This window comes from Dyadobacter sp. CECT 9275 (assembly GCF_907164905.1).
Taxonomy (GTDB): domain Bacteria; phylum Bacteroidota; class Bacteroidia; order Cytophagales; family Spirosomataceae; genus Dyadobacter; species Dyadobacter helix.
Genome location: NZ_CAJRAF010000003.1, coordinates 1 through 11,571 on the forward strand (window position 1 = coordinate 1; position 11,571 = coordinate 11,571).

10 protein-coding genes are annotated in these 11,571 nt (G+C 32.5%); all 10 read right to left on the reverse strand.

Annotated elements, in window-relative coordinates:
• Window positions 1–77 precede the first annotated feature (77 nt).
• Window positions 78–953, reverse strand: a complete 876-nt coding sequence (locus KOE27_RS25735; protein ID WP_215241775.1) for a helix-turn-helix domain-containing protein — start codon at window positions 951–953, stop codon at window positions 78–80.
• Between the two features lie 16 nt (window positions 954–969).
• Window positions 970–1,350: a nuclear transport factor 2 family protein gene (locus KOE27_RS25740; protein WP_229252991.1), complete on the reverse strand. Its 381-nt coding sequence runs from the start codon at window positions 1,348–1,350 to the stop codon at window positions 970–972.
• A gap of 68 nt (window positions 1,351–1,418) precedes the next feature.
• Window positions 1,419–2,429 (reverse strand): IS30 family transposase, encoded by a 1,011-nt coding sequence (locus tag KOE27_RS25745; RefSeq protein ID WP_111395187.1) that lies wholly within the window; start codon window positions 2,427–2,429, stop codon window positions 1,419–1,421.
• Window positions 2,430–2,484: 55 nt separating this feature from the next.
• Complete coding sequence (locus KOE27_RS25750; protein WP_215241777.1) at window positions 2,485–3,636, reverse strand: ATP-binding protein; 1,152 nt, start codon at window positions 3,634–3,636, stop codon at window positions 2,485–2,487.
• Window positions 3,637–3,673: 37 nt separating this feature from the next.
• The gene (locus tag KOE27_RS25755; RefSeq protein WP_215241778.1) at window positions 3,674–4,252 is read right to left on the reverse strand and encodes a DUF4194 domain-containing protein; all 579 of its coding nucleotides are present in this window, start codon (window positions 4,250–4,252) and stop codon (window positions 3,674–3,676) included.
• Window positions 4,249–5,709: a DUF3375 domain-containing protein gene (locus KOE27_RS25760; protein ID WP_215241779.1), complete on the reverse strand. Its 1,461-nt coding sequence runs from the start codon at window positions 5,707–5,709 to the stop codon at window positions 4,249–4,251. The genes KOE27_RS25755 and KOE27_RS25760 overlap by 4 nt, the downstream gene beginning before the upstream one ends.
• A gap of 371 nt (window positions 5,710–6,080) precedes the next feature.
• Window positions 6,081–7,877, reverse strand: a complete 1,797-nt coding sequence (locus KOE27_RS25765; RefSeq protein ID WP_072938638.1) for a DUF262 domain-containing protein — start codon at window positions 7,875–7,877, stop codon at window positions 6,081–6,083.
• A gap of 63 nt (window positions 7,878–7,940) precedes the next feature.
• The gene (locus tag KOE27_RS25770; RefSeq protein ID WP_106357390.1) at window positions 7,941–9,770 is read right to left on the reverse strand and encodes an ATP-binding protein; all 1,830 of its coding nucleotides are present in this window, start codon (window positions 9,768–9,770) and stop codon (window positions 7,941–7,943) included.
• On the reverse strand, window positions 9,763–10,956 hold the full coding sequence (locus tag KOE27_RS25775; protein ID WP_072938631.1) for an SIR2 family protein: 1,194 nt from the start codon (window positions 10,954–10,956) through the stop codon (window positions 9,763–9,765). The genes KOE27_RS25770 and KOE27_RS25775 overlap by 8 nt, the downstream gene beginning before the upstream one ends.
• A 4-nt stretch (window positions 10,957–10,960) precedes the next feature.
• A partial coding sequence (locus tag KOE27_RS25780; protein ID WP_215241780.1) for a hypothetical protein occupies window positions 10,961–11,571 on the reverse strand: 611 nt, incomplete at its 5' end.

Below are 11,571 nucleotides of genomic sequence, written 5' to 3' on the forward strand. Positions count from 1 at the left end.
TCATCCCTTAAACTATCTGGAGAATTTTTTTTGGACATACTATCAAGGCTTTAATGGTAAAGTGAATTAAACAGGGGCTATGCATCAGTCCTTGCAAAACCAACCGTTTCACGGTATATTTGCGGTGATACCTCGGCATTGCTTTTAAAAAAACGGCTGAAATAAAACTCATCGTTAAAACCCAGTTCATAAGCGATTTTTTTTACCGGTTTGGCGGTTAAGTACAGTTCACGTTTGGCCTCAATTACGATCCGCTCAGCAATTAGGTTGCTTAATGTCTTATTGAAGTGACTCTTGCTGATGCGATTAAGGGCTTTCGTTGAGATATTTAGCAAATTGGCATAATCACTTGGGCTATGCTTGCTCTTATAATATTCCTCAATGGCATCCTTGAGCGTCTTAAGTATAAAGGGCTCTTTTTTGTTTTTAAACTCATAAAGTAAATGGGCGTTCAGCTTTATCCTGGAAGCATTGATCAGGAAAATTTTTAAATAGGAAACTATCAGCTCATATTGGGCGATTGCTACATTTTGCATTTCTGTCCTAAGCTGATCGACAAGTGTAGAAAGCAGAATCAACTCCTGCTCCTGAAGCTGAACAAGCGGAGATTGATAGATATTATTAAAAAGCACCCCATTGCAAGCCACTTCATGTTGGTGCTTGTGAATACAGAAAAAATCCGGGTGGAAGTTAATTAACAGCCCCGTAAATTCTCCCTCTGACTTAATCATAAATGGTTGGTAGATCGAAAAGCACATCAAGCTGTTTTCCTTAAATTCATACTCCGAAAAATCGGCACGTAACTTGCCGCTTCCCTTGGTAACAAGGATCATTGAATAATAATTGTAGTTCTTCTGTTTGCTGAAGTAAGAATCGTCTTCAAAAGAAAAAATCTTAAAGGCCAGGGCCTTTGTTAGAGGATTAATTAACGTAAATGCGGTTTGAGCTGTCAAAATTTATGTTTTAAGGTTATAATAGTTGCCTGCTATCAGCAGTGATCTCAAGGTCATTAATACTGGCGTAACGCTTACGCATCAAGCCGTTCTTATCGAATTCCCAGAGCTCATTACCGTAGCTGCGGTACCACTGTCCGCTGTGGTCACGCCATTCGTATTCAAAACGTACCGCCATTCGGTTCTCACGAAATCCCCACAGCTCTTTCTTTAGCTTATAATCAAGTTCTTTTTCCCATTTCCGGGTTAAAAAAGCCTTCACTTCTTCGCGACCGTTAACAAACTCAGCGCGGTTACGCCATTCGGTGTCGATGGTATAGGCCAGGCAAACCCGCTCCGGATCACGGCTGTTCCAGGCATCTTCTGCAAGCTGAACCTTTTGCAAGGCAGTCTCCATAGTAAACGGAGGTAAAGGATGTTTTTGTTCCATTATTTTTTAAATGCAAGAATGGATAAATGCCGTGTTCAAGTAATAAGTGCAACGGGTTTGTAAGATAATAATTTCTCTTTAGGAGTTAGGTAGTTGAATTTTCTAATAGGCCTGTTGTTGATTTTTTGTTCTATTTCTGCGATGGTTTGATCGGTGATTTCATTTAAGTCAGTTCCTTTAGGAAGGAATGCTCTGATGAGTCCTATTCGGTTTTCTACTGTTCCTTTGTCTTGAGAAGTATAGGGTCTGGTGAAGAAGGTTTTGATTCCATATTTGTCTCTTATTTCATGGTGCAAGGCGAAAGCCATATCGTTGTCGAATGTGCAGGTTTTGATCCAGCTGGGTCCGATCCACTCAATGCGCTGTTCGATTTTGGCCTTGACAAGCTCTGCTTCTTTTGAAGGGAGGAAGTCCATTGTCGTGATTAGAGTAGCTCTATCTGTCATGACTAGTAAGGCAGATTGGTGGTTTTTACCCATCATCAAATCTACTTCTATATCCCCTAATCGTTCCCTGTTTTGAACGATTTCAGGTCTTTGGTCGATCGGTACACGTTCTTTGATAACGCCTCTATTTTGCCTGTAATTGCCTCTTTTTTGTTTTCGTTTGCCGTGTCTGAGATGTTTGTACAGGCCTCTGTCCTGAATCAAACTCGAATGGCGGCTTTTCTTGGCTTTCCAAATCCAGTCATAAATGGTCTCATGGGATACGCCTTGCTGTTCTTGTTTTTCCCATTGGGCAGCGATGAGTTCCGGGCTGAGTTTGTCCTGTTCCAGCCACATTCTGGCTTGTTCTTTCAGGGCTTCAGTGAATCGGATTTTCTTTCGCTTGAGGCGATGGCGTTCATGAGTCCGATCTATAGCAATCTTGGCTGAATATACTTTGGCATGAGGTCCTCGCTTTCCGGTATTCCGCTTGAGTTCTCTGCTCACGGTGCTTTTATGGACCCCAATGAGCCTGGCTATCTCCACTTGCTTGGTTCCGGCTTTGTTTAAAATTTCGATTTGGTACCTTTGTTCTGGGCTGAGATGATTGAATTTCTGCATGACAACACTAATTTAGTTATTCAGCCTAAGGAAAGGAAGCCTAGGCTTCCTTTCCTTAAACCTTTAGTGTTGCATTTATAACTTGAATCTGGGCAATGCTTTGGGCGATTTTATTGTAATCGTCTAGTTTTTCGCTTCTTAATTTTTTACTCTTTTCTAATCTTGTGATTTCAGTTTTCAATTTTTCAATTTGATTACCAACTTCATCAGACTTTATTTGAACTGTCAAATCAGTTTCCTGATTTTTCAAATCGCTTTCCTTTTCTTTTAATTCCGCTAGTTCATTATTAAGGCGTTGTAATTCTTCTTTACATTTCTCCAATTCCTTTTCACCCAACTCAACACCTTTTTTGGCAAACCAATAAACTGAGGTTTCTTTTGACTTTTCTAATTGAAATAAATCTGCTTTAATGTTGGTTAGTGCTATGGCAATTTCATTTATTGGAGTCAATTGTTTGATTTGTTCTTTGGCTTTTTCAATGTTGGTTTTAGCATCCATTAAAGTCAAGAAACTTTCTTTTAGTTGAATGAACTCTGCTTCCGCATCTTGTTCTTCAAGCATATTGGTTCTTATGAAATCATCTAAGTCTTCCAACACTTTTACCCCAACAACTTGATTGAACAAAGTCAACGCTTTTGTGGAACGCATTCCAAATAAGTCCGCCATTCTTTCTGCATAGGCGGTAGGGCCATCTATGAACTCAATTTTCTTTTTTGTAACATTCGAGTTGTACTTTTTATCTAAAACTTTTTTCCAATTTCCTTTTGAATCGAATTGACCAAAATCAGATTCTACTTCAAGAGGAACGTGAGCAATTCCGAATTGCCGTCTTAATTCATTATTCGAAAACCAACGTACTTGAAAAAGTGTAATTTGTTTTTGGTCGGAATTGGAGAACGAAGCAATAATTACGGAATAAGTGTTTGTATCACGCAATTTTTGTGTAGAAGTAGAAGTTTTTCCTTCTTCTTGAATGTTTCCGTAATGCCCCAACACATAGGTTTCTTCGGTACGGTCGCCTTTTTTCTCAACGCCAGAAGATTGATTGTAAAAACGGTCTTTCTTTGCAGGAACAATTAGAGTAAGCAATGCGTCAATGTATGTACTCTTTCCAGATGCGTTCGCACCAGTCAGAAGTGAATTATTTCCTTTCGGATTTATTCTAAAAACCTTTTCATTGAATGTTCCCCAGTTGTAAACTTCCATATATTGAAGTCTGAACCCCGCTTTGTCGGAACTTGTACTAAACAGACTCAACATAATCTTTTAACTTATTTTCAAAATCTTGTAAAATATCAAGAGTTATTTTTTCTTTGATAATTCTGTGTATTTGATATTTCGTTTCATTGTCTTTCTTGCTGATTTCTTTTAGGTAGCCTAAATCAACAGCCGCATTGATATATTTATCAAGTTCTTTTATGAATTTGACCTTGTTATATTTTTCTGGAAGAAATAATTCTAACTCGTCCTTGATTTCTGAGTTTGTGATAAATTTTTCAGTTGCTAACTGTGTTGGATTGCTGTCAAAATCTTCTAGGCTTTGTCTTAGAACAACAAGCACAATAGACGTTTCAAAACCGATTTGTCGCCTTTGAACTAATCCGAGAGTGTTTCCTTCATTATCTTCAAGTTGCTTTACAAAAGCAAATCCTTCATCTTTTTTAACGATTAACTCTAAACCAATTTTGCCAATGTAATCCTGAATTTCGTTTTGATAATTTATTACATCATCCCAGACATTTGAATTTCGTTCAACGATTGATTTCAACAACCTTACAATGGCTTTGCTATATGGAGTAATATGTTTTTCTAAACTGCTCATTTAGTCAAAATAATTTCAGGGATTTTAATTTGTTTGCGGTTGTCCGCATCAAAAATGATACTTTGAGTTTTATCAGGATTGATAACGTGTTTGAATTCTTTCACAATGCCTATATAACCGAACAACTCAGGCAATCCTTTTTCAAGACCACCATAATTTTCTACAACATCTAAAAGTGTGGTCTGCGACTTTTCGCTAAGTATATCTTTTATCCTTTTTCTCAACAATTCTTTATCAATGTTAGATTGTGAAAACAACCTACCTAATTGATTAGATAATGTAATGTCTTCGTTGGCAATTTTAGGTCTGTTAGTGTATGTAACTTCTTCGGATTGCTCTTTCGTGAGTTTGCGTTCAAATGGAATATTTATTTCCGTTGCTGTTTCTAATTCAAATGAAATATCAGGTTTTTTCTTTGATTTACTGATTTCTACAAGTTGTTTCTTGATGTCTTGAATTATTTTTTTCGTGGCTTCTGATTTAGAACTTTCATTCTCACGAATTATACGGCTTAGTTTTTCAGCCATTTTATCATTGGCTTTGTAAACCTTTTGTCCTGAACTATGGAGATGCCTTTTCATTCCTATTAGGAATGTGTCACTTATAGGGATTGATTTTTCTTCTAAAGTCGTGTATAAATCTTTTGTCAAACTTTCCCATTTGTGTTGTAAATCTGGATTTAATATGAATGACCAAAAAGCGTAAAAGCTTTTCCCTTGTTGGCTTTCTTTCAATGATTCAAGTGCATCAAAAGTGAATTCCAGTATATCACTTTTGGATAGACTTCCGTCAGCGTGTTTTTGATAAATTCCTTTAGTAATTTCTTTAAAGTTGTCTTCTACTTCTTTAAAGTCAGATAATAATTCTTTAGCGGATTGATTAAGTTGATTGAAACGGGGTACAATTTCAAATTCTTCAAATACCTTAACGTCTTCACCTATTTTTATTCGTTGAATTTGTTGTTCAATTTCTAATTTTTTCTCTTCCAACAACTGAATACGCTTTTCGGCATCTTCATTTGTAAACTCAACCAACTCTTTCAATTGATTCAATATGTTATTGAATTTTGATTCAGTACCAACAAACTCTTCCTTTTTCAAGCTTGCTAACCAATCTATGGTTTTGCTTGAATGTGAAGAAAGTTCATAAAAGACTTCACCTTGTTCATCAGGATAATTTGTCAAAAAGCCATTATTCGTCCAATTTTGAATATATTTTTTGGCTTTTTCTTCATAGGTGTCGAAAAAATTGATTTCACTTTCTTCATCTATTTCAATTCTCTGTCCTTCTAAAAAGTCCGCTAATTGAGAATGAATATTTTCAGTTGAAATAGAGCTTTGTTTATTAATGAAAGTTCTAACTAGAAATTCAATAATCATTTCTCTGTTTCGTAAACGTAACAAACCAACACTTGGTGAAGTGTTTAGCGTGTTTAGTATTTGAGAAATGTCTGCCATATATAATTACTTTCTGTGCGTTGGAAAAAATTCAGGCTCTTTTGCTTGCGAAGCGGTCGCCCGTGCGATGGGGCAAGCAAATGTGCCTGAATGTGCGGTTGGCATTATATTTCTGTCGTTCATTTTGTTCACAATCGTTGTCTTTTTAGCATTGGCGGTAACTTGTATATACTCGCTATAAAGTAGCGCCTATACAGCCAAAATTGGGTAGATTGTCGCTATTGAATAGAGTGTATTTAACTTAGACGTATAGTTATTCCAAATATATACAACTTTTAGTACACTATTACAATTGGATGGAGAGTAATGAAGTAATGTGATTCTTATAGGTTATATAATTAATAAAACAAATAACCTTAATATCAACTTATTTAAACTATATTTTCTTTAATAATCTGCTTTAGTTTAATTTCTCTATTATTAATGAATTCTTCAAAATTGTTGAAATCTAAACTAGTATTTTCAGGTATTAATAAATGATCTTTTATGGTTTCACTAAAAACTAATTGCTTATCAATCCAATCCTTTAATGGACTTTTATTTTTTGATTTATTTTGCTCTTCTGATAACAATCCAAGATTAAGTACTGTATTATAATGATTATTATAGAATACTATTTGATCTGCATTCAGTAAAGAATAGGTTTCATAATTAAACTGAGATTTAGGATGTAAATGATCCACATTAGGATTTTTGAACTCAAAATTAAATTTTGGAAATAATATTGAAAGAATATAAAAACTATCCAAATTATCATAAGATGTTCTTAGTATTGTGTCTAACTTTTCGTCATCTATATTAAAACTCTTACTTGTCCCTTTAAAAGTAGTTTTAAAATTTGCTAATGGAAAATCACTAATCCCGTTATCAGTAATTACTTTTTTGAGTTTTATTAAAAACCCGTCAGAACTACCTCCAAAAAGCTTATTTAGTAAGGATATATTTAAATACTGCTTAATTAATTTCTTATTATCACTATGTTTATTCTCCTTATTTATATCCTTGTAGAAATCTGAAATATATAAATAATAGATAATTGGAATTATAGAATTCTTAGCACGAAGAGAATGATTATTAAATGATAATGATTTAACCAATTGAAAACTTTCTTTTATGCACAATGTTATTTTACTCCAATCTAACTTGATTTTACTTATAGTATCATTATCAAAATTTTTTAATGCAAACCTAATATCGGTTCCAACTAAAACTAAACAGGTTTTTAAAATAAAATCTTGATCTATTGTAAAGCCAAATTCTCTTATTTGTCTAATGACATTATCCAATTCTTCTCTTGCTCCCTTACTTGATTGACCAATCTCCCATGAAGCAGTTATTATAGACATCAGTAAATCTGCAAATGATAATTTAGTACCGCCTGAATTTGTTCTTATGAATTCATATAATATCTTATCAAAATCTTGCTCTTGTTCCAAAAAATAATTAATGATTGGTTTTTCGTTAACAAGTTTATATAGTTTTAACAATGTTTCTCCAGGAAAACCAGAAATATCTAAATTTTCTTTAGTTAGATATGTAATTACATTGTGCTCACTTTTAAACTCTAATATATTACCAACTTCAAACCAAAAGCATTCAATTTCTTTACTATTACCATTTTCATCAGAAATTTGTTTAACTCTCGATATACTCTCATCTTTATGCTCATTCTGAATTAAAAATAAAAAATCGTATACTTTTTTTTCCTCATGGTTCTCAATAGGAGATAGAATATCTAAAAATAATTTTCGTGTTGGATAATTCACTTCATCTTCATAATATATTTTTTTATTATAAACATAATGCCTGTATGCATAGCTTCCTTTTAATCCTATATATAAACTATTTAATCTTTGTTGACCATCAATAACCGCTTTGAAATTTTTATATCCTTTAGTTTTTCTTTCATGATTGTTACCTCCCTGATATTCAACGTATTTTTTAAGAAAATCATAAAAACGAAATTGATTTTTAATACTATCTTCTTCAACTTCCCAAAACATAAATGTATTAATTGGATAGTCTTGCATTATAGAATCAAATAAAAATTCAATTTGAATTGGATTCCAAACAAATCTTCTTTGTATTGATGGTAATAAAAAATCTCCCGAGTCAATTTTATCAATTGCATTTTTTATTGTTATAGCTTTTTCTAATTCGTTTGCCATTTTTATTATGTCTTAAAAAATAATAATTTATATGTAATTTAATAATAAAATTTAAAGGTGTAATTATCCTAGCCATCTCTTACTAACTGTTTCCAATTCTGAAGACTTAGTCGGTTCGTTTGACCACCCTTTAACAAAACTTATATCATTTGAGTCAGGTAATTGTTCTTCAGTTAATTTATTAATTCTAATTCTACTAGGTAAAGCAGCAGCTTCACCAACAAAAATAGCTTCCCTTCTAGTTAGTGATGGTAACATTTTTGTTAACCCAGTTAAACTATCAGGCAAAAATTTAGAAACATGTTCTTGGTCACTAGAATTTGTTAGACGAAGAATAATCCAAGAATTACATTGTGATAAAACAGTAGATTCAACATCGGAAGGCCTTTGCGAAATTAACATTAATCCAACGCCATATTTTCTACCTTCTTTTGCTATACGACGAACGGCCTCTTGAGCTTCTTTGTATTGCGCTTCACCATGATTTGGAACATATCTATGTGCTTCTTCACAAATAAAAAGAACTGGATCTTTTTCTCTTTCTTCTCTAGTTTGCCAAAGTTTATATTGAAATAATAATCTAGCAATTAGAGCTGTAAGAGGACCAGCAACTTCATTAGGCAAACCTGAAATATCAATTATTCTAAGGTTTTTATCTACTCCAGTTGTTTCGTCTTTTATCTCACCAAAAAATTGAGCTAAAATCTCATCTAATTTTGGAGATTCAGGACTAAATTCATCCATTATAAATGAAAGTTGAGGATTTGTTCTTAAAACTTTTAATTTTTTAAGTATAGAATCTATTTTATCTCTACCAGAACTAGCTGCAAGGTTTTCACTTTTACCAGGTTTTTGTCCTTGAACTTTATCAATATGTTTTATGAATTCAGACAGTAGAAAGGGTGTAGGTTTATCTCTATCAAAGTTTAATATTTGCTCTGGGGTTGTTACTCCTTCTGGAATATCATCTTTGGCTTCCCCCAAAGGATTAGCACCTATATTTTGCACTAATTCATGATTCAATAATCTAGCGTATGTGATTGCTTGATAAACCATGTTTGTTTGTGAAGTAGCTTCAAATTCTGTTTTACCAATAACTAACGACCTAAATTCATCACTAGACATTAACCAATAAGGTAATTTTAATTGTTCAGCTTTAATGGTACTGGTCGATGCTTCACTATAAGCTTTATAGACTACTGCTTTATCGCCAAAAGCTTTTGCATATTCACCATGTGGATCAATCATTATAATTCTTGGTGAAATATTTTTGCCATCCGTTTTGTGTGATAAAACAGAATGTAAAATAGAAGCAACTGTTCCAGATTTTCCGGAACCAGTTGACCCCAAAATTGCACAATGATGTCCAAATAATTTATCTATGTTTGCTCTACAAATTGCATTATTGCCACCTACATAATTCCCTATAGGAACCATAGGGTTAATTTTATTTTCTTTTAAATTTTCAGCAGCACGGTAAATACTTTCCAATTCATCATTTAAACATAAAAAAGCATCTTGCAAAGGAAGTGGATATGTTTCTATACCTCTATTGAACTCTAACTGCTTATTTTTAACACTCCAAATACCTTGTCCAAATAAATCAGCTTCTAAAATTCTTTTATCATCTCCTGGTAAAATTTGAGCTTTCCCTTCCTCTGACTGTATATCAGATTGCATTCTTAGCATCCTCACGTAGGCAAATAAAATCTTCCTTCCAAAGTGAATTTTTATAATACTGCCTATTTGACCAACAGAATATATTTGACCATAAACTGACCTTGTCAATTCAGTAATTTTAATATCTAACTCAATGCGAATAGAGTTACCACTTACTTCTATAATTTTTCCAATTCGAAGTGACTGATTTGTTGTAAATATTTCTTTATTCATGTTCTCCAGTAATAATGAAATTTGTTAAACCTGTAAATGTCCACCAGAATAAATCTTTAGAGTCATCTGGTTTAATTGGATTTGTTGAATTATAATAAATACCTTTTTGACCTGCTACATATATTCTTTCACCAAATTCAGGATTTTTAATCCAAGCATCTAATGTTTTATTTATAACTATATCGCCATTTGAATTTTCTTGTGCAAATGCAATAATAGTCGTCCTATTATCTTTTGAGAAAAGTGCCGCTTCTATTTCAGCATTAATATGGTCATCACCAAAACTATACCCACACGTAATTAATATATTATCTTCTTTTGAATTTAAACTATTTCTAAAACCATGAAATAAATAAGAAAATGGATCCTTTTGTGTCTCTACATATTTAGTAGCTTGTGGATAAATCATTATATCCGAAGTATTAGATAAATATTTAGTACCGTAGCGTGTTCGCATTAAGCCTTTATTTTTATCTCTTTGCCAATCAATTGAACCATGCAACTTATACAATAAACATTTATTTGGTAAACTATTTAAATCTTGGAATTCAAATTGTGGGTTCCAGTATCCAACTGAACCACCAGAAAAACCATCAACAACTGTAAATTTTTCAAGTGCCAAAGCATCTTCTAATAAAGTATCATAATTTGTTGTGAAAAAAGTTAATTTTGAACGTGACATCAAATTTGATCTATTTGAATATAATGCTTGTACAAACTTCAAATGATGCTCTATTTCAACTATTGGATTATTTGAATTTCCAATTTGTTCTTCATCTTTATTTTTAAAATAACCGTACCTAACTGTATCACCAATAGCTGAAATAATTGATTTATGAAGATTTATCAATTCTTCATTTGTAAATGAGAATTTATTAATATTTGCTGTTTGCGCTTTAGACCTCTCAGCTAAAGCAATTAAATCACCAATATGACTTAAATAGTGCTCAATATGAGAATTTGCTATTAATTCATTTGTTAATAATTCATAAATTTCATTATTCTTCTTGTGAGAAGGATTTGTTAAATCTTCAAGTATAATGTTTTTAACTCTTTCGGTCAAAGGATACATTAATGGAATATTTGAATTATAACTTATACCTGCACCAAATAACCAATTTTGTCTACTAGAATCAAGTTGTTTCTTTATTTCTTCTTTTATTTTCTCAAAGTCATGTTCTTCCATATTTTTATTGTTGAATGTGAAGATTTAATAATTCAGCTAACTGGTCTTTTGTAATTATTAAAAAATTAGTGGTGTCGTATGTGTTCTTTTCTACACGACGAAGAAAACCAAGGTAATTCATTATTCTAATAAAAGTACGTAAAGTATTATCATTGTAAGCTATCCCAATTCCTATTCTACCTAATGATGCAGCGTTTATCATACTACCCATTATATGCTTTTTAGAATTTTGGTTTTCAATTTCAATAGCTAAAAAACATCTAGCATTCTGATTTTTATAAATCAAATCGTCAAAATTTGGAATAGTTATCTCATTGTCAATTTCTCCTCCAATATTTTCTATATGATATTCATACAATTGTTTGAGAAAGGAATTTATATTCTGATCATTTACAAGATTATTATAATTCTGTATTTGATTTAAACCTTGCTCCATACTAAAAGGACCCACAGCAATATCAACACGTGGTGAGTAGTGATTAATATATCCATTAAATGCCGACCATTCATTTTTAACGGGGCAGTTAAAAAGTCTTTCAGTTAATAATGGAAATATAATATTTTGAAATTGTCTAGCTGTCATAATAAATTCATGAAAAATAATTCTTAACTTCT

What these genes read in the sequence shown, in the direction of transcription:
- KOE27_RS25740 (WP_229252991.1), bottom strand. Translation starts at nt 1,350, where the DNA reads ATGGAGACTGCCTTGCAAAAGGTTCAGCTTGCAGAAGATGCCTGGAAC.
- KOE27_RS25745 (WP_111395187.1), bottom strand. Translation starts at nt 2,429, where the DNA reads ATGCAGAAATTCAATCATCTCAGCCCAGAACAAAGGTACCAAATCGAA.
- KOE27_RS25750 (WP_215241777.1), bottom strand. Translation starts at nt 3,636, where the DNA reads ATGGAAGTTTACAACTGGGGAACATTCAATGAAAAGGTTTTTAGAATA.
- KOE27_RS25755 (WP_215241778.1), bottom strand. Translation starts at nt 4,252, where the DNA reads ATGAGCAGTTTAGAAAAACATATTACTCCATATAGCAAAGCCATTGTA.
- KOE27_RS25760 (WP_215241779.1), bottom strand. Translation starts at nt 5,709, where the DNA reads ATGGCAGACATTTCTCAAATACTAAACACGCTAAACACTTCACCAAGT.
- KOE27_RS25765 (WP_072938638.1), bottom strand. Translation starts at nt 7,877, where the DNA reads ATGGCAAACGAATTAGAAAAAGCTATAACAATAAAAAATGCAATTGAT.
- KOE27_RS25770 (WP_106357390.1), bottom strand. Translation starts at nt 9,770, where the DNA reads ATGAATAAAGAAATATTTACAACAAATCAGTCACTTCGAATTGGAAAA.
- KOE27_RS25775 (WP_072938631.1), bottom strand. Translation starts at nt 10,956, where the DNA reads ATGGAAGAACATGACTTTGAGAAAATAAAAGAAGAAATAAAGAAACAA.